At 26.4% G+C, this 19,218-nt stretch carries 25 protein-coding genes and 1 pseudogene; all 26 read right to left on the bottom strand.

Features of this window, described 5'->3' with window-relative positions:
- Positions 1-14 precede the first annotated feature (14 nt).
- The 26 genes and pseudogenes from SCITRI_RS00215 to rpsF all read right to left on the bottom strand — a co-directional run bounded on the left by SCITRI_RS00215 (position 15) and on the right by rpsF (position 19,181).
- Positions 15-2,204, bottom strand: a complete 2,190-nt coding sequence (locus SCITRI_RS00215; protein WP_071890355.1) for a hypothetical protein — start codon at positions 2,202-2,204, stop codon at positions 15-17.
- Positions 2,204-3,097: a hypothetical protein gene (locus SCITRI_RS00210; RefSeq protein WP_157092832.1), complete on the bottom strand. Its 894-nt coding sequence runs from the start codon at positions 3,095-3,097 to the stop codon at positions 2,204-2,206. Before SCITRI_RS00210 ends, SCITRI_RS00215 begins: the two co-directional genes overlap by 1 nt.
- Entirely contained in the window at positions 3,087-3,464 is a 378-nt protein-coding gene (locus SCITRI_RS00205; RefSeq protein WP_071890347.1) for a hypothetical protein, read from the bottom strand. Before SCITRI_RS00205 ends, SCITRI_RS00210 begins: the two co-directional genes overlap by 11 nt.
- Positions 3,465-3,476: 12 nt before the next feature.
- Positions 3,477-3,752: a hypothetical protein gene (locus tag SCITRI_RS00200; protein WP_071890344.1), complete on the bottom strand. Its 276-nt coding sequence runs from the start codon at positions 3,750-3,752 to the stop codon at positions 3,477-3,479.
- A 109-nt stretch (positions 3,753-3,861) separates the two neighbouring features.
- Entirely contained in the window at positions 3,862-4,548 is a 687-nt protein-coding gene (locus SCITRI_RS00195; protein ID WP_164023945.1) for a hypothetical protein, read from the bottom strand.
- Between the two features lie 2 nt (positions 4,549-4,550).
- Complete coding sequence (locus tag SCITRI_RS00190) at positions 4,551-5,009, bottom strand: hypothetical protein (protein ID WP_071890338.1); 459 nt, start codon at positions 5,007-5,009, stop codon at positions 4,551-4,553.
- Positions 5,010-5,021: 12 nt separating this feature from the next.
- The gene (locus tag SCITRI_RS00185; protein ID WP_071890333.1) at positions 5,022-6,632 is read right to left on the bottom strand and encodes a hypothetical protein; all 1,611 of its coding nucleotides are present in this window, start codon (positions 6,630-6,632) and stop codon (positions 5,022-5,024) included.
- Positions 6,633-6,634: 2 nt separating this feature from the next.
- Positions 6,635-6,976: a hypothetical protein gene (locus tag SCITRI_RS00180; RefSeq protein ID WP_071890330.1), complete on the bottom strand. Its 342-nt coding sequence runs from the start codon at positions 6,974-6,976 to the stop codon at positions 6,635-6,637.
- Between the two features lie 326 nt (positions 6,977-7,302).
- Entirely contained in the window at positions 7,303-8,454 is a 1,152-nt protein-coding gene (locus SCITRI_RS00175) for a hypothetical protein (RefSeq protein WP_071890325.1), read from the bottom strand.
- Between the two features lie 17 nt (positions 8,455-8,471).
- On the bottom strand, positions 8,472-8,930 hold the full coding sequence (locus SCITRI_RS00170) for a hypothetical protein (RefSeq protein ID WP_071890322.1): 459 nt from the start codon (positions 8,928-8,930) through the stop codon (positions 8,472-8,474).
- An 11-nt stretch (positions 8,931-8,941) separates the two neighbouring features.
- On the bottom strand, positions 8,942-9,340 hold the full coding sequence (locus tag SCITRI_RS00165; RefSeq protein ID WP_071890319.1) for a hypothetical protein: 399 nt from the start codon (positions 9,338-9,340) through the stop codon (positions 8,942-8,944).
- Entirely contained in the window at positions 9,321-9,812 is a 492-nt protein-coding gene (locus tag SCITRI_RS00160) for a hypothetical protein (protein ID WP_071890316.1), read from the bottom strand. The genes SCITRI_RS00165 and SCITRI_RS00160 overlap by 20 nt, the downstream gene beginning before the upstream one ends.
- On the bottom strand, positions 9,767-10,051 hold the full coding sequence (locus SCITRI_RS00155) for a hypothetical protein (protein WP_071890309.1): 285 nt from the start codon (positions 10,049-10,051) through the stop codon (positions 9,767-9,769). The genes SCITRI_RS00160 and SCITRI_RS00155 overlap by 46 nt, the downstream gene beginning before the upstream one ends.
- Before the next feature lie 141 nt (positions 10,052-10,192).
- Entirely contained in the window at positions 10,193-10,600 is a 408-nt protein-coding gene (locus SCITRI_RS00150; protein ID WP_071890306.1) for a hypothetical protein, read from the bottom strand.
- Positions 10,600-10,953, bottom strand: a complete 354-nt coding sequence (locus SCITRI_RS00145) for a pentapeptide repeat-containing protein (protein WP_071890303.1) — start codon at positions 10,951-10,953, stop codon at positions 10,600-10,602. The genes SCITRI_RS00150 and SCITRI_RS00145 overlap by 1 nt, the downstream gene beginning before the upstream one ends.
- Before the next feature lie 736 nt (positions 10,954-11,689).
- Positions 11,690-12,446, bottom strand: a pseudogene (locus SCITRI_RS00135) (FAD-dependent oxidoreductase).
- A 110-nt stretch (positions 12,447-12,556) separates the two neighbouring features.
- Positions 12,557-14,098: a dicarboxylate/amino acid:cation symporter gene (locus tag SCITRI_RS00130; RefSeq protein ID WP_071890296.1), complete on the bottom strand. Its 1,542-nt coding sequence runs from the start codon at positions 14,096-14,098 to the stop codon at positions 12,557-12,559.
- A gap of 103 nt (positions 14,099-14,201) precedes the next feature.
- On the bottom strand, positions 14,202-14,612 hold the full coding sequence (locus tag SCITRI_RS10895; RefSeq protein ID WP_237237983.1) for a hypothetical protein: 411 nt from the start codon (positions 14,610-14,612) through the stop codon (positions 14,202-14,204).
- A gap of 34 nt (positions 14,613-14,646) precedes the next feature.
- A complete protein-coding gene (locus SCITRI_RS10890) occupies positions 14,647-15,693 on the bottom strand; it encodes a hypothetical protein (protein WP_237237982.1) in 1,047 nt (348 codons plus the stop codon).
- A complete protein-coding gene (locus SCITRI_RS10885) occupies positions 15,624-15,947 on the bottom strand; it encodes a hypothetical protein (protein WP_237237981.1) in 324 nt (107 codons plus the stop codon). The genes SCITRI_RS10890 and SCITRI_RS10885 overlap by 70 nt, the downstream gene beginning before the upstream one ends.
- Positions 15,948-16,304: 357 nt before the next feature.
- Entirely contained in the window at positions 16,305-17,225 is a 921-nt protein-coding gene (locus SCITRI_RS10880; protein ID WP_237237980.1) for an ABC-2 transporter permease, read from the bottom strand.
- 6 nt (positions 17,226-17,231) lie between these two features.
- Positions 17,232-17,426, bottom strand: a complete 195-nt coding sequence (locus tag SCITRI_RS10875) for a hypothetical protein (RefSeq protein WP_237237979.1) — start codon at positions 17,424-17,426, stop codon at positions 17,232-17,234.
- Between the two features lie 358 nt (positions 17,427-17,784).
- Positions 17,785-17,937 (bottom strand): hypothetical protein, encoded by a 153-nt coding sequence (locus SCITRI_RS10870; RefSeq protein ID WP_237237978.1) that lies wholly within the window; start codon positions 17,935-17,937, stop codon positions 17,785-17,787.
- A 91-nt stretch (positions 17,938-18,028) separates the two neighbouring features.
- A complete protein-coding gene (gene rpsR, locus SCITRI_RS00115) occupies positions 18,029-18,253 on the bottom strand; it encodes a 30S ribosomal protein S18 (protein WP_004028042.1) in 225 nt (74 codons plus the stop codon).
- Between the two features lie 18 nt (positions 18,254-18,271).
- Positions 18,272-18,706: a single-stranded DNA-binding protein gene (locus SCITRI_RS00110; RefSeq protein WP_071890293.1), complete on the bottom strand. Its 435-nt coding sequence runs from the start codon at positions 18,704-18,706 to the stop codon at positions 18,272-18,274.
- Positions 18,707-18,731: 25 nt separating this feature from the next.
- A complete protein-coding gene (gene rpsF, locus SCITRI_RS00105) occupies positions 18,732-19,181 on the bottom strand; it encodes a 30S ribosomal protein S6 (RefSeq protein ID WP_071890290.1) in 450 nt (149 codons plus the stop codon).
- Between the last annotated feature and the right edge of the window lie 37 nt (positions 19,182-19,218).

The raw sequence follows: 19,218 nt of genomic DNA, 5'->3' as shown, positions 1-19,218 counted from the left end.
TTGAAAATGACTTTTTATATTTCTAATGTAATTAATGATAATTTTTCATTATTTTTATTAAATAATTGTAAATTATTAATATTAATTTGTTCTTTTTCTGTATAAATTGTAATATCATAATTTCCATAACCCCATATAGCAGATAATTCAATTTGATTTAAATTAAATAGTTTTTGATAATTATAAAAAGTTATTTTAATATTATCTACAACTAATGTTTTAGTCATACTTATTCAATCTGCTTTTGAATAAAGTAATCTATATCATTGCGAAAAATAGTTTAAATAATCTTCTATTTTGTCATTAGAAACAATTAAATTAGTTAAGTATTTGCCATATTCTCCATCTGATAATTTAATTTCAGCAGGAATAAGGGAAGGAATATTATTTGTTTCTAATTCATTTGTTATTGATAATCAATTAAAATAGTTTGCTTCTAGTTGATAAATGGAGTTTTCTGAAATATCTTGTCTTTTAACAGTTACTTTAATTTCATCATTGTTATTGATATTATTTTGATTTTTTAAATTTCAATCAGTAATTTGTCCAGTTTTTGGGTCAATAATTGGTGTATTTGGTTCACTGTCATTATTTCAACGATAAACTGATTTAAAATAAGTATTCTTCGTATCATTTTTTCAATATCAACGGCGATTTGGATATTTATTTTCTTGAATAAATAAATCTGTATTATGTGATGATAAAAATTCTAATACAAGTACACATTCATTATGTTTATCTAAAATTTTGTTGTGTTGTAAATCATTATTTTGGAATTTAATAATTCTTCAATCATTTTTATCATCACTACTCCACACAACAAAATAATATTTATTATCAACTTGATTAAATGGTTTTTCACTTGCATAAACTTCTTTTCAGTAATTTTTAGGTGGGGTAGGTCCACCAGAAAAATTAAAATATGATGAATTTAATAGTACTTTACAATCTTTAAATTCTCAATAACCATCTTCTATTTTATTAGGAGTTGAAATTAATTCAAAATAATAAGGGGCAAATAATTTAACATCATCATTATAACCTTTATTAATTGCGTATTTACTATATGTATAGTTTGATAACATGTAAATAATTTGTTTAAATCTTTTGACAGCATTATCATTTAAAGATTTATAATTATCTAATTTTCAGTTTTCAAATAAACCATCAATTACATCTTCGGGTTTTTGTCCTTCGAATTGTTGGCGTAATTCGGCCGCTTTATTTGTAGGGTTACCCTTTTCATCGTATTTTGCACCTTGAAATTTTCTATCATAATTATAACGATATGTTAAATAATTTAATAAAACAGTATTTAATTCTTTAATATCTAATAAACCTAATATATCTTTACCTTTAATATAGTTTTTAGCAATACTTCATGGTAAAAAGCTTTCGGTAAATCAATATTGAAATACTCTTAAATTAGGTTCTGTTTCAATCGGCATTGATAATAATGGTACTAAACTAGCATTTTCAATATTTGATGAGGGATAAGAATAAACACCATTGATATTACCTCAGCATTTAATATTACCAAATAACATAGATTTAGGATATTTAATTTCAATTCCAGTAAATACCGTGTCTTCGAGCAATGATTTTTGTAATACTAAATGAATGCTATTTTGGTTTTTTCATTTAAAGTCAGTTATTTTAATTAAATGCATAGATTTAATAATATCAATCCCGTCTAATGAATAGGGGTGTTTATATTCTTCAATGATATAACATTCATTTTTATTGTCTTCACTAATTGGTTCATCAATAGAAATTATTTTTAAGTCTAATGTTTCTAAAAATTCCTTGTCTTGTTTTGAAATATCATTAATTAAAACATCTTTTTCATCAATCATTATATAATTTGTACTGTTATCTTGGATTGTCGTATTTTGCTGAATTTGTAATTTAAAATTAAAGTCACTAATTTCATAACCAGTAATTTTAATATATTCATCTTTATCAATAAAACCAATTTTAACGCTATTTTGAGAGTATTTTAAGGTTGGTTTTTCCTTTGTCTTAACAAGATTATTAATTTTATAAATATATAAGGTTCTAGCACGGTCTTCAGTAAACAACTGTTCTAAGTCGGGGTCGCTATACTGTGATTGACTGGCAAAATCTAAAGGGATATTATCAATTGAATAGTCAATTGGTTCATCGTTTAATTGTGATAACATCTTTTCTGATGGTTTTAACATTATTCTTGCCCTCCTTGCTCTTCATTAGGAGCGTTGATAATAATTTCATCATTTTTTAATTGTCTATTTAAAGTAGCATTTACTGGTAAGCGAACATCAACAATTAACTCATCAATATTTTTAATATTGAATGTTCTACTGTTTAAAATAGCATTATCATATTTAATTAACTTAATAATAAATTCAGTTAATTTAATTTCTCTAATATATATCATTTGTTCATAAGATGCGTTTGTTTGAATATTTACTCCCGCAACTTCGGCTTGGGTTTGTTGTGCTCCTTTAGCAATAGCGGGAACATGATGACGATTAATTTTATAATAATTAGTTAATAATCAATCATATATTTTTGTTAATTGTTCACCTTTAAAATTACCAGCGATATAGTCTACTGGTTGAAAATTACTATCAGGGTCTCCCTCAACTAATAACAAGTCATTTTCAATAAATGATGCCAACATTTTACTAATTTCTTGGTCAACAACCCCAGTAACTCCATTAGTATTAATAGTAAATTTACCACTATTTAATAATGGGTCTAACATAATCTTTTCAGCAATAATATCTAAAATACTAGCAAATTGTTTACCGTAACGAGCAGAGGGTTCAAAATTAGGGTTATTAGGGATAATTTCAATCGGGATAAAATTAAGTGGTAATATTTCCTCGCGCTGTAAAGAAGTATAGTTATTCCATTTAGTATCATCAATATATAAATCGGTAATAGTACTATATAATCGTGTTTTTAATGTTCTAATAACTTTTACTTGTTTAGTTATAGCATCAATTTCTAATTTTTCAGTAATAAAAATACTTTGATTATTTTTAATATATGGGTCATAATCAAAAGTACAAGAAACTAAATTGCCTAATTCGTCATACTTACTGGTCATTGTAAAAATCAATAGTAATAAAATTAAGTTTTGAATTATTAACAAAAATAAAATATGCACCCTTACCATATTTATTAATTTTATATTCGTTATATCAATTCTTATTAGTAAAGTCTTGCATTTTTAAAAAGTTGTTAATTAATTTAGTATCTAATTTTTGATTAGTAACTGGATTACTAATACTAATCTCTAATTCACGGGGATTTAAAAAATTAGCATTATCCTCACATATTCTTTTTTCTAAAATCTCATTATGTTTTTGAACATTAACATTTTTACGATTGCTAATAGTTGATGCCAAATTAAGATAATAACTATCAATATCATATTCTTTTTTTATTTTTTTCTTTGCTGGTAATAATCCCATTTATAACACCTCTTATTTTGTATCTTCTTTTTTAATAGCATCTTCAATACTATCTTTTTTTTCTTTTTTGAAAAAATCAAAAACTTTATCAATTAAATAAATAAAAGACCCAGTAATAAGCAACGATAATCCAATATAAAAATATTCTGGTCAATCAATCTCAATTACTTTAAATACCTTACAAAAAAATAATACAATTGCACTTATTATTAAAATAGCACCCAATCCTCAAATAAATACTTTGCGAATTAATAACAAAATTTCTGATTTATATTCTTTTAAATCCATTTATAACACCTCACTTTCTTTCTATACTTCTTTTCGGAAAATACGAACACTATTAATTTTTGTATTAGCACCAGTAGAAACATCAGTTAAATAAACCCGACCAATAGCACTATATAAAGAAAGGTCATAAGGGATTTTTTCCCACATCACCAGCAAAACAATTTGATTGTTGTTTTATTAAAGTCTTATTTGCTTGTTTAGTAAAATAAGGTGGTCGAAGTCATAGAAACCCCTCAGCTTCTTTAAAATTAGTTGGTGATATTCTAACATCATAACAATATTTTTCTGAAAATTCAGGAATATCAATATAATTATTAGCATCAGGTTCAAATGATGATATTGGTACTGGTTCTCATTTAATTTTTTTATTTATTTCAAACACTCATTTTAACAGTTGGTCAATAGTATCTTTTAAACTTTTATTTAAAGATAATTTATTATTTTCAATATCAAAGTCATTTGATAATAATAATTCTAAACTACTATCATCTTTTTGATGTAATGGGGCATTAACTGTTATTGAACTACCACTTTGTGCTTTTTTAACAATATATTTTCCATCTTCTTTATCAATATAATCTTTATTTAAATCACTATCTTTAATAACATCAGATGGTATATCACCGCCTTGTTTTGCTTTTCATACATTATTTTCATAATAAATCGTATCATTATCAAAGGGCACTGATAACTCATTATTTTTATTTTTAATAATTGCTTTATTATCAATTTTAGTTTTTTCTTCTATTAACGCATCAACTTCTAATTGTGTATAATATGCTTCTAAATCTATCATTGTTAAATCAATTCCTTTTTCTTCAAAAGTGCGAAACATTTTTTTAAAGTTGTTAGATTAGCCAATGATTTTGCATAAGTAGGCAATAGACCTTGCCATGTTGCCATTGGGTCGTTTTGTGAAGAATAATTAATATCACCAATATTCATTGTTGCAGAAGTAAAAAACTCAACTGGGATCCGATTAAATGTTCAATGTTCAATAGTAATAAATACCATATTAATACATATTTTCTTTAATAATGGGTCTTTAAATGTTTCAAACTTTAATTTTGTAAAAGGATAATTTAAATATGAATTAATCATATTTTGTGCTCTTAATGCAAAAGTTTTAAATCACAATTCTACATCATTTTTAAAAAATTTATTATAACGAACTGGAACTTGGGTAATTTTACCTGTCATTGGATTAAAATTATTATAGTTTTCTAAAGTAACACCATCTCATAACTCATTTAACATTTAACCATCTCCTTATCATTTTCTTTTTTTAGAATATATTTTTTTTGATATAAATTTTCTACTATTTAATAATGTTTTTGATTTAATTGTTTTACTTAAATTTTTGTTTTTTCTAAATTGTTTATATGTTTTAAAAACTAATCCACTACCTAATAAAATAGTTGCCACACTATCTTCAACATTTTTTAACATTTCACTTTTGTTCCAATTATTTTTTATTTGCTCTCTTAACTTTAAAAATTTAGCAATTGTCCGATATGTTTTAAAACTATCTCTTACTACTTGGCGATAAACAGCTGGGGCAAAAGATACTAAATTAAATAAACTTGTTTTTTTAAATCCCCAACCAATAAACCATTCACTATTCATATAAAATTTAAAAGGTTCTTTTACTAAAATAAACTGCTCAGCTTTAATTATAGTTGTAGTAACAACAATTGGGGAATATTTAGGATTTTTATAATATATTGTCAAAGCAACTTCACCCGCAACACTTATTGGAACAATTTTAACTGCTAAAAAAACATCAGAACCATAAGCAAAAGGTAATAATTGTCCTTTTTGAATAGCCTTCGTTTCAAATTTAGATAATACTTTTCTAGTTTGTTCATTAATTTTTTGAATTACTTTTTGTTTAATATTGATTATTCTTTTTTCAATTGGTGCTAATATTTTTTTAGTTGCTTTTTGAATATAAAAATTTGGGTTTATTTTTTCTAATTTTTCTAATATTTTATTTAATTTGATTGGAGTTTTATGGATAAAATTAACTAATTTATTTTTATATATTTTATTTGCTCGCATTAAATTAACATTTAATAATAATTTTTTAGCAATTCCTTTTTTATGTAAATCAGTCATAATTTTATATCATTCATCAGTACTTATTTTTGTTACTTTTTCAAAATTTAAACCATATTCTGATAATCAATTATTAACATATCCTTGATATTTTTTTGTTAATCTAGGTGCTTTTTGTACCAACTTTGGACTTATTTTTTGTAAGTTTTTTTCAATTTTTAATAGATTGTTAATTTTCCCTAAATTAGAAATTTTAAAACCCTTAGAAAAATCATTTCGTGCTAATTTTCCAATTGTATATAATAAAGTCTCATTATTTGCTTGTTTAGTAAAATCAAATATTAATTTATTAAATAAAATCTTTTTACCCGCTACTTGTTTAACAACATCTTCTAAATTTTTAGCAGTTACTATTCCTAATTTTTCAAGTAATTTAGTTTCTTTTGCTAATTTTAAAACTTTTGTTATTCTAGCAGCACGAGTTAATTTACCAATACCCCCAATTGCTGGCAATAAATTTAAAGCGGTACTTTTTGCTGTAACTTCTGAGGTTAATTTATCATATATTTGATTGACTGCAAAATCGGTTGCTGTTTCTACTCCAAAAGATATAAGGGCAGCCGCAAAATTAGATAATCCAGCACCCAATCCAACAGCAGAAGCAATCCCACCAGTTAAAACTGATAAACCAAGTGCTAAAACTTGTATTCCTAAAAATTCTAATAATTGTAAACCAAAGTTTTTTTCTTGTTGTTGAATTGATAATCTCGTTGGCGTTTTAACAGCATAAATAAGAGCAGTTTTACTTGTTCCAATTGGCATTTTTATTTTTTATTTTGGGTTTTTTTAGTAGCAGCAGGAACAGTTAAATTAGCACCTACTGTTTCTTCAGTTAATCAATTTGTACCAATTAAACTATATAAAATATCTACATCTTTACTAAAATCACCTTCATCACGGTCATTAAAGATTTCATGTTCATAATCTAAAATATCAACAGTATAATCTGATGTTCTTAAACCAGCATTAAGTTTTTGAATTGCTGTTAAAATACCAGTATTCATTTCTGCAATTACATCTGCTTTTTTAGTTAAATTAGGAATATCACTATATCAAGGTTTTTTTAAAGGTCCAACTCAACTAAAACTAATTTTTTTAACACTCATTTTATTTACTTTTTGCACTTTATAAAACTGAACTTGGGAAACACCAGTTGCTTTATTTTTACCAGCAATATAAATATCAACTTGAATATCTGTTGTAGTAATATCATAAGTTGATGGTGAACCTTGATAATATAACGGTCATCAATCATAATCATCTGTTGTTAAACTTGCATCAACCGTTTTAACTGCTTTTAAAACTTTATCATTTAAAAGTGGTCTTAAATCTTCACTTGCTACTTTTTGAGGTACAATAATTCCTTTAATTATTTCATCATCTGTTAAACTATCAACATTTTCAATTTTATCGTGGATATCTATGGCGCTACTTACTTTGAATAAATTAAAGTAACTGTTCCACTATATTTATTTGGATTTCCAGTTGCTAATGCGCCAGTAGATGTAATATTAGAGAATGTTGCATCTCCAGTTTGATAGTTAGTATTTTTTACTTTAATAGCAGTTTCTAATTCTGCTGTTGTTGGGGTATCACCCGCCATTGTAATTTGACCTAAATTAGTTGTTGTAATAACTGTTGATAAAGGTATTAAATATGCGTGTTTAATAATTCCTTTGGGTTCAACTACTGCTCCGCCTAAATATAAAACTCTTTCCATTATTAAAGTATTACCCATACCAGTACCTAAACCAGCAGGACCAACTCTTAATGGGGTATGGTCTTTTTTACGTAAAATAAGCGGGTCATATTTTTTGCTAAATTTAAAAGCAATCGCATTAACACCATATGGTAATAGACCAATTGTTCCTTCTGAACCATCTTCGTTAATAATTGGTAATTTTTTAGGAACCATATAATATGTTGTTCCTTCAACAGTTTTCATTGCTCCGCTTGTTTCAATTACACTGTTAATTTGGTCATTTGCTCCAAGTTGTAGCTGTAATTTATTACGAATTCCACGGATAAAATCTGCTGAACCCAAGACAACTGTTTCTGATGGAGTAAAGCCATTTTCATATATTTTATCCATAATTTCATCGTGGATTTGTAAAGCATTTGTATCATCTGCTTTATTTCCTTGAATAGTTGTAACTTCTCCTTTATTAATAATTTCTAAAATTTTATTGCGTTTATACGCAACTTCGGTATCCATTGCTTGTTCAATATCAGCCGCCCATAAATTAGGGTTAAAATCACTTTCTATGGGGTCTAATTTACGAGCAAAAGTTAAAATTGTATCTAATACAACAGTTGCATCCTCAAATTCTACTGCTGAATATTTTAGTAAATTATCATCTGTATTAAATACTTGTCCATCTTTTCCTAAACCTTCATTATATTTAATATTTTTCTTTATTTTATATTGATAACCAAATTTTTTTGCATCTAGTCAAGCAAATAATGCTTCCCAGCTTAATTTTTGTTGATAAGTTTGCAAATATCATTGTTCAAATGTTTCTTTATCATTAACTGTTGCTTGGTTTACAATATCACCAAAAATTCTTTGTGGATTTTGTGCCATAATTTTATTCCTTCTTTCTATTTATTAAATACATTGTCTGTATCTAAAATATTGTTTTGTTTTTCTTCTGTTTTTGGTACTCCACCAGCATTAACTGTTTGTACCTTAATTAATTCATCATAAACACTTTGCAATTGTGTTTTGATGATTTCAATATCATTATTAATATCATAAGATTTTAATAAAACATTTTTAAATTCTTCATTATCAGTTAAAGAATTAATAAAGTCAATTACTTCAATTTGTTTTAATTGAAGAGTTTGTTGTTCAATTTGAGAAGTTAATTCAGTATTTTTTGTTTGTAATTCATTGATTTGTTGATTACTATTTTCTAAATTACTTGCATTAAATTCTTCAACTTCAGCAGTATTTTCTAAAATAATTTCAGCAGTTTTAATATCTAAACTACCATCTTCATTTTTAATTGGTTCATTTTCTTCATTGATAAGAACATATTTTACATTTTTTAATGCCATTGTTTTTCCTCCTATTTTTTAATATTTGTATTTGTTCTTTTTCTAATCGCTTTTTGTATAATTTCAAAACTATCTACTCGAAAAGAAAAAAAATAGCGTTTAGTTTTTATATTTAACTGATTAAATACTGAGCCTTTAATTTTTATTTCATCTTCTTTTTTTAATTTCAAAAATTCAGTTAAAACAGATGGGTTATATATTGATAATGTTGAATAATTTAATCCGTCTCACTGACATTTAGCAGAACAAACATCAACTTCAACGCCACCAGCAACAAGTGCTTTAATTTTAGTTTTAATAGGATTTTCATGTAATTTAACAGTTAATTCTAACTTATTAACTTTTTTATTTTTTATTTTAGGTTTATTAGTTATTGATTTTTTAGATAAATTACTTTTTGTTTGTGCCATTTTTATCAACTCCTTTTAATAAAAAATATTGTAAATGTTTCCAAGCATCTAATTCATGCTCTGTCATTTTAATATTTCCTTTATAAATATAATTTTTCTTAACAACTGGCGATTGTAAAACATAATTTAAATTAAATAAATATTTACATAAAACTTTTAAACCACCAATAAATTTAGGAGTAGATAATGGGTTTTTTATTTTTAAACCTTTATGAAGTTGGTAATCTTCAATTATTACAATAACTTTGCTTAAATAAGAACAAATTTTATTTTTAAAATCATTTAATATTAAATACATATTATTTATTGCTTCTTCTTCAGAATTAGAACTAAAAGTAATATTATTAATTATTTTCTTTTTCAAAAAATTATAAATAATAATACCAGTTTGTCCAATTCCAGCAGGATCAATTGCAATAATATATTTTAATTTACTTGATTTATTTTTTTCTCAAATTGTAATATTTTTCATCCATCTGATGCTAAATCTAAAATATCGTTAATTTTGTAATGTTCCATATAAGAAGCAATAAGATTTCACTTGTCTTTAAATAAATTTAAGTACATTTTTGCTCATTCTAAACATTGCAAATCATAATGTTTTTTATGATGTGAAATACGACAATCAATAGGTTGACAATTAACTCAATCAAAAGATGTTGTTATTTCATTTCAAGTTTTATTAATATATTTACTTTTATATTCTGACATTATAAATAATCCTTTCATTAATTAGTTTTACCTAATGCTCAATGTTCATCTGTAGTATCATCTTTTGAAACTGGATAACTTCTAAGCATTAATTCATTTATTTTGTTGATAATTTTTTTATTTAACTTTTTCATTATTTAATTAATCCTCCTTACTAGGTAATTTGTCATATTTAGAATTATCTTTTAAAATTAGAATATACTTTGATAATTGTTCTTCTGTTGGTTCTTCTTCATCTTCAACTATACATTGGTCTCAATGTCCGTGATAACTACAATAATATTGAGCATCAAAATCTTCTTTATATAATATTTGTTGTTTTAATTCAGCAAGTTCTTTTTTAAGTGCATTATTTTCTGTTTTAAGTGCATCATCTTTATATTTGACATTATTATCTTTTTCTTTTCATTCAGGGTCTTTTGAATATTTAAAATCAAAGCACGGATGACATACTACAGCACCTTTATTGGTTGATTTTTCAGTAATAATATGTCATTCAGAATAAATATCATGTTTATCAAAACAACCATAACATGTAAAAACTCCCATTATTTATCCTCCCCAATAACAGTTAATTGGTCTAATTGTTCTTTTGTAATTCTAGCACCTAATAAACAAGCATTTTTTAAATTAGTACCTACTAAACAAGCATTTTCTAAATTAGCACTTCGTAAATTAGCATATTCTAAATTAGAGCGTCTTAAATCAGCACATCATAAATTAGCACTTCGTAAATTAGCAGATTGTAAATCAGCACATCATAAATCAGCAATTTTTAAATTAGCAATTTTTAAATTAGTCTCTTCTAAATCTAATGTTTTACTTGCTAAATATTTACTGATTTTATCTTGTTCAACAGTAACTCCTGTTAAATCTTTAATTAAATCTTGTATTGTTTTCATTTTATAATTTCCTTTCTGTAAAAAAACATAATATTCCTTTATTGGTTAATATTTTGATATTTAGTAGATAATTTATTTTAGTATTTAATTATTTCGCCGCCCGCTTCACTTCGGGGGTGAGCGGGGGCGGATAGGATATTTTGATAGAGTTTACCCCCCACGGAAATAAACAAAAAATAATTTACCCAGTTATTAATTACGCTTCATCCATCCCTACACAACTTTATATAAAGAAAATAACCTTTTGGAGCTCCTCCCTCTTGTTTTTTTAGTGTCCGATATTGTTTTTTTCGGTTTAACAGCACTCTTTTTATGAAACAAGCCAAAAACACACGCTCTGACATTTCGCGGACGACTAACCCCGCCGAGAATTAAAGAAATAAATATGCTTAAATCCAATCGCTTTCACACTTTCTTTAAGGCTTCGTGTCATAGATGAGTTATCCATCTTTAAGCATCAAAATATTAAATTTTAGTATTGCATTATTCATCAGATAGTACCTTTTATTTAAAAATGATATTATTAGCTGTTAAACCGAAAAAATATAATAAATCATAGAAAGGAAATTATAAAAATTAACTAATTAATGGAGAAAATAGGTTAATTTTTAATTTTAAAGGTACTATCTGATGAATAATGCAATTAAAAAAATCGCTCTGATAAGCGATTACTTTAATTTGTATTTAATTACTTTATTTATATTTTTTATAAAACCTCAACTTTTTTCTTACTACCTTAAAATTGCTCCAGATTCATTTTTAAATCTGTTGTTTTCAAAAACTTAGTTGCCGGCACAAATCCAATTGCAACTAATACTAAATCTGCTACAATTTGTTCTTGTGGTGATAATTTAATTTTTGTTACCTTATTATTTTCAACAACAAACTCCGTTACTTTGGTATTTGTTTTAACTTTAATTCATTTTTTTCTAAATCATTGACTAATAATTGTGCCATATCTTCATCAAGTAACTTTCGTGAAATTCATTTATCAGCTTCAATTAATGTAATTCTTTTTCTTGCCAAGCCAAAACTTTCACAAAATTCTAGTCCAATAAATCCTCCACCAATAATAGTAACATTTTTTACTTTTTTTAAACGCGAACATAATTCAACTGCTGCTTCAATGTTGTTCCTGTAAAAACATTTGTAGCATTTTCTCCTGCTAAATTTAGACGACGTGGTGTTGCTCCAACACTAATAATTAATTTGTCATAATTATCAATAAATTCTTGGTTTGTATTATAGTTAATTCCATAAATATTTTTTGTTTTAAAATCAACGCGTGTTACTTCGCAACTAGTTTTAACAAGAGTCCCATTATTTTGAAATTCTTCAACAGTTCGTTCAATCATTCTTTCAGCATTGTCAAAATGTTTTCCAACATAATAAGGGATTCCACAAGCTCCTAATGATGGGCATTGAAACTTTTGGTAAGCAATAATTTCAACATCATTTTTTAACATCCGTTTTAATTTACTTGCTGCTGTCATTCCAGCTGTTGAACCACCTATTACTATTACTTTCATATTTTTCAACTAACGTTCTTCTATAATAATATTATAACCTTAGATTACTAAAATAAAAATAAAAGACTCCGCCTTTATTCTTGTTTTTTTCTTTTTTCCCGATTTCGTTTTCTTCGCAATCTTGATCATTTAAAAAGAATTAAGTCTTCATTTTCTAATGAATTAGTTAACCGAGCCGCAATTGTTGTTGCTTGTAGCCCACCAACAATATTGACGCTTGTTCGTCCCATATCAAATATGCCATCTAGGGCCCCAATAATTGCATAAACTGGCACATATAAAGTTACTAAACCAATTCCTTCTAAAACACAAGCAGTAACAACACTAGCTGTTCCTGGCACACCAGCAATTCCTAACGAAGCTACAACTACTACCAATAAAACAATAAAGAAATTAGCAACAGTTAAGTCATATAAACCAGCTGTTGAAATAAAAGAAACAATAATCCCTGCTTGTACACCTGCACAACCAGTTAAACCCATCGTCGTGGTTAAAGGAGCGGATATCCCGACAAGATTTTCTTTTACTTTCATATCATCTTTTAAAACTTTCATTGTTAAGGGTAATGTTGCATTAGAAGATTGAGTTGTAAACCCTTGAATTACCGGCTTGATAGCAAACTTCCATCATTTAAATGGATTTACTCCTGACAATGTTAATAACAATGAATGCCAAATTAAAGTAATTATTAAACATAAGTACCCAATTCCAACAACAATTCCAATCTGTGCTAAGTATCCAATTGGTCGCGAAATAATAGCATAAGTAATCATTGACATTACAGAATATGGCATTAATTTAATAATAAACATTAAACATGACATAATAATTGTTCATCAACGGTCAAAACCATCACGAATATTTTGCATATCTTCTGGATGTCGCTTAGTTAATTTCTTAACAGCTAACCCAATTAAACCAGCAATTACCATTACAGGAAGAATTGTTTCTAAAAGAAATGGCTGGACAAAATTAGAAGGCACATAATTCCAAATAATTTCTGGCAATGGATTTGATGCATCCTTATCATAACTTCCGCTTCCTGAAATTGTAAAGCCATTACCAATATTAAATGCAATCCCAATAAATAATGAAATAATAAACATTGCTGCAACATTTAATAATAAAATAGTAATTGTAATAATAGTTCCTCTTCGCGAAGATACATCTTTTCCTGGTTTTGAAACAGCTCTTGCAATTGCTAAAAATACAACAGGAGCAGTCATCAATAAAATTGCATTTAAGAAAGTCATTCTAAATAAATTAACTCAAATTGAAAACTCATGTACCCATAAAACATAAATATTATTTGGAATAGTTTTTCCCGAATCATTTGGATCTGGAATCACTGGATTAATCATTGATCCTGATGGTTCAGTTGTATTATATGGGAAACCATTAATTGCTTGAATAGTAATTCCAAAAATTAAACCAATTGCTAATCCTAATAAAACGCGAAAAATAAATCGCATTTTTGTTTTTTTAATTCAAAATCATAATAAAACCATTATTCCAAAGAAAATAAGGATGCTAACAAGTGATTGTCAAGTTGAAATTGATAAAAAATCATGCAATGGATTATTATTGTCTGAACTAAATAATAAATTGAAATACATTTGGAATATCCTTTCTTAGAAGAAATTGATAGTTTAATAATACATTTAAAACTATCATCAATAAGAAAAAATACAATATTTAATATTTTAAAAATAAAATTAATTATTTATGTTGTTTTTTTATTTTCTTCTTCTGTTGTTTTGTTGCTAATTGTGCAAAAACCTCTTTTTTTATTAAAGTTTGTTCTTCTTTTGTCAAGTAATTTAATGTACTAGTATTTTTTTTATAATCTTTAATACTATCAATTTTATTCATTGCTTGATAAATTACTTTTATCTTGAATGTTCCATATTTTATTTTTAAAAAACGATAATAGGTTCCTACTAATCCTAGTATAGCAAAAATAATAACTCAAATAAATAAAATTACCATATTTTTAATAATTTCAGTTTGATATTCACTAATTCCTACAATTGTTGGAGATGATAAACCATATATTATTGTACCAATATTATGTAATCCATAACGGAATGGTGTTATATAGGATAAAATATCAAAGAATTTTCCTTGCATAAAGGAAGGGAAAGTCCCTCAACCTGCTGATAAATTAATAATTAAATAAACAACAGCAATAAAACACGTCAACATTTCATCAGGAACTGCTAATCAAATTGAACAAATAATAATATTGAAAATTGAGCCTAAAAATAAGAGTCATAACCATAGTCAAACATAAACTGGCCCAATTTGACCGAACCCCTAAGATTAATAAGGAAAGCATCATTAATGTCACTTGAATCCAAGATGTTAATAACATTAATAACAATTTACTAAAATAGTGTTGATAAAACAAAGTATTTTTAGTTCTTCCTTTACGGTCATACACAAATTTTTGTGTTAAAGCACCAACTCAAATACCAATTAACATAAATAATTCACCCAAACCAATTCCATGCTGTTTATATTCATGACCTTGCACATTATATGGAATATCAATTATGCTACCAATATCTTTTAAATGTTTCCCTAACTCATCACTATTCGCAAAATATTTTTCTTTGCTAACAACATTTTCTGCACCACAAATAAATGAAAGCATTTTTCCCTTTACAATTCCATAAACCTTTAATAAGAAATTAATAATTTTTCCTTGTTCTGTAGTTATTTTCCCTTCTGTTACTAATTTATTTGTTTCATCTATTAAATTTTTTGTATTAATTTTTTGAATATATTCTTGATAAACAGAACGATCAACTGAACCATCCGGGTTAGCTAAAATTGTATAAAGCATCGGTAAAATTAATTGCGGAACTGCTTCGCGAACAAAACTTTCTCGCAAATTTGTAAATGTTGTTGCAAAATAACCAATTAAAAAATTTTGTTTATAAGTAGCCCAAAGGTTAATTGGATTATTTATTATTCAAGTAATATCTGTCAAAAACTGATCAGCATCTAAAACACCGCTACCAATGTTGCGTAAAATACTAATTAAATAACTTGAATAATGTTCTGGAATTTGTAATTGTACTCAATATTTATCAATCGAATTAAAATCAGTTGCTTCATTTTTCAAATAATTTAATTTTAAAGTAATACTACTAATGTTAATTTGAACATTATTATTTTTCTTATCATAATAATAATGTGGTCCCACAATCCCATTATCACTAATACTTGTATAGCGGGCAATCTCATTTTATTTAACGTTGCTAAACAAGTCGCCTCATCTTTTGTTGTTAAATAACGAACTTCTGTTGCATTAGCAATTGATTGATCCTTATCATTTTTAGGTTTATAAATCACACATAAATTAGCATCACGATTAACAATTGCCATTGGAATTTGGTCAGTTTTAAGAAATGGATTTCAAAAAGCCCAAACACAAAAGAAACCATACAAAAATGGCACAATACAAATTGCAATAAATTTTATAATGCGAGTTTTATCTTTAGCTGTTTGTTGATGCCATTCTTTTTTAAAAATTTCTTTAAAAGTTGGTAATTTTTTTTGGTATCCATAACTGTTCTCCTTAATTATCTTTACATAATACTATCTCCATGTGTTTCTTCTATTTCAACAGTAAAGGTTTTTGCTTTAATTTTTTTAATTTGATATAAATATTTTGGATCTTTTGTTGCTTCAAATTTTGTTTGCATTTTGTCAATCTTTTTAAGTTGCTGCTTTTCAAAAATATTTTGTTGATCAATTAAAATCTGTTTTTTTATTCCTTCAACTTCTTGATCTGATAATTTTCTTAAAGTTTGATTAATATTTCTCTGAATTGGAATATTTTTTTCTAATAAAACAGTTTGTAAAGCTTTCAGTTTGATATTGTGCTAAAGAACCTTCACCTGTTCCAATTCCATAAATAATATTACCCATTCCATGAATTGCATATTTAAACGGTGTAATAAATGAAATAAAATGGAAGAACGTTGCTTGCATAAAGGCTGGGAAAGTCCCTCAACCTGCTGTTAAATTTAAAATTAAATAAATAACAATTAAATATTTTCCAACACCCCCATCAGCAGTAGCAAATCATATTGCATGTTCAATGATAGTAAAAATAATACTACAAAATAATAATCAAACATACAATAAACCAAAACTAATTCCCCAACAACTATAACCTAATGCCGCTAATGAAAGCGCAAGAATTGTGATTTGAAGTACTGTTGTAATTAACATTAATAATAATTTTGAAAAATAGTGCTGATATCAACGGGCTCGTTTTGTTCTACAAGTACGGTCATACACAAATTTTTGTGTTAAAGCACCAACTCAAATACCAATTAACATAAATAATTCACCTAAGCCAATTCCATATTCACCATATTGATAACCTTGAATATGAACTGGAATTTGAAAAATTGATGAATTTAAATTTGCTCAATCACGAATTACTTGCTGAGCTTTTGCACTATATCTTGGTCAAGTTACATGTTCATACAAATTAGGAAAAATCTCCCGAACAAAACCATAAATAAATTGTTTTCCTTCGCTTTCAATTCATTCTAATGTTTTTTTAATAATTTCATAATATTGTGAATGATTTTTCTCAACATAGTCTAAGATTATTTTTCCAATGGGAGTATTAGGACCAATAATTAATAAAATTTTTTCTAAATAATTGCTAAAATCACGGCCAGTTAAATAATATGTATTCGTTGATTCATCTCATTGCACAAAAGCTTAAAACATTGGAGTGCCTAATGTTTCTGGAAAGGCAGAATAAACCAAAGCAGTTTTAATTTGAGTAAAAGTATATAACACTTGTCCAGCTAAAAAATTTTGTTTATATGTTGATCAAAACTGATGAATATTTTCCATTAAATATTCTAAACTTTTAATAACTTCTCTTGGGCTATGATTACCAATTGCACGCATTAATTTAAAAATATTCTCTGTAAAACCACTATTAACTTGTAATTGAGCTCAATATTTGTCAACTGGTTTAAAAGTATAGTTTCATTACCATGCAAATAGTTTAATTTAATAGTCATACCGTTTTGTTCTAATTCTAATGCTTTTGTATTAGCATTATAAAACTTATTATTTGTAACAGATAAATTCACCATACTATCATAACGATATTGCAGTTTATAAAGAGATTTATCAATTTTTTATTATTTTCAAATCATTCTTGGGCTTTTTCTTGACAAACTGCTAATGTTCTGAACAACATAGGCAATACAAGGTGGTCTATCATTATCAACAATTGCCATCGGGATATTGCCAATTTTTGTTAATGGATTTCAAAAAGCCCAGCAACAAATAAAACCATACAAAAAGGGGCAAAGCAAATTAGCATATACTTAATTATTTGTAGTCGATTTTTTGCTATTTTTTCTTTTGCCTCTGTTCTGAAAACATTAATAAATCTTGGACTTTGTTTCATAGTGTCATCCCTTAACTTTTTTTAGTGCCTATATATATCATATTAATTCTACACGAAAAAAGAAAAAATACTCACAAAAGTAAGTATTTTTTTAATCAATAACAAATGGTAATAAAGCCATTTGACGAGCTCTTTTAATTGCTGTTGCTAACATTCTTTGGTTTTTAGCAGTTGTTCCTGTCACTCGTTTTGGTAAAATTTGACCATTACCAGAAATAAATTTTTTTAATAATTCAACATCTTTATAATCAATGTATGTTATTTTATTTTTTGTAAAATAACATTGTTTTTTAAAACGTTTAAATTTTGGATTCATTTTTACTTTCCTTTCTTTTTAGTCTCATAAAATTGCATCATCGCCATCAAAAGTAATATTATTATCATCTTGTGGTTCTGATTGTTCAAAAGTTGTGTTATTAAAATCATTAGCAATTGGCATTGATGGAATACCAATGTTAGCACCAGTCCCTTTTGAATCTAAAAAAGAAACTATATCAGCAATTACTTGAACAATTGTTGTAACTTGACCATTAACATTATCGGTTCTCGTTTGCAAACGTCCATCTAATGCAATTAATGATCCTTTTTTTAAATAACGGGCCATATTTTCTGCCGTTTTATTCCAAGCAAAACATGGAATAAACGAAGCTTGGTTATTAAAATTATTATTTACTGCTAATGTGAAAGCAACAAATGGTTTACTATTAACAGAATTTTTTAATTCTAAATCACGGGTTAGTCTCCCTACTAATGAAACTCGATTTAACATAACTCTTGCACGCTCCTAATTTTTCTTATTCTTTTGTTTCAGTTGGTGCATTTTCTGGTTTTGTTTCTTCACCTTCTGAACGTTGTTCATGACGTTTATAATCAGGTTTTCTATTCCCTGGTTTACGATCACGGTCTGGTTTATCATTCTTAACTTCTGTTTTTGCATAAACAGTTGATTGAATATATCCTTTTTCTTTTTCTGTATTAATTACTAGAATTCGTAATACATCTTGTTCAATATGACTAATTCGAACAAATTCATCAATATTTACTGATGTTGTATTAACAATTAATACTCCATAATATCCTTTTGTTTTCTTTTTAATTGGATATACTAAGTCCTTAATTCCTCATTTACCGTGTTCTTCTATTTTTCCCCCATTAGCTTCTAAAATTTGGTGTAATTTACTTTCTAATTCATCTAAATTAGTTGCTTCGGGGTTTAATATATACATAATTTCATATTTACGCATTTTATTTTCCTCCTTTTGGTCTAGGTCCTATTCAGAC

It is taken from the genome of Spiroplasma citri (assembly GCF_001886855.1).
Taxonomy (GTDB): Bacteria; Bacillota_I; Bacilli_A; order Mycoplasmatales; family Mycoplasmataceae; genus Spiroplasma; species Spiroplasma citri.
The sequence above is the reverse complement of the archived record's forward strand: the minus strand, read 5'-3'. Positions and strand labels throughout refer to the sequence as shown.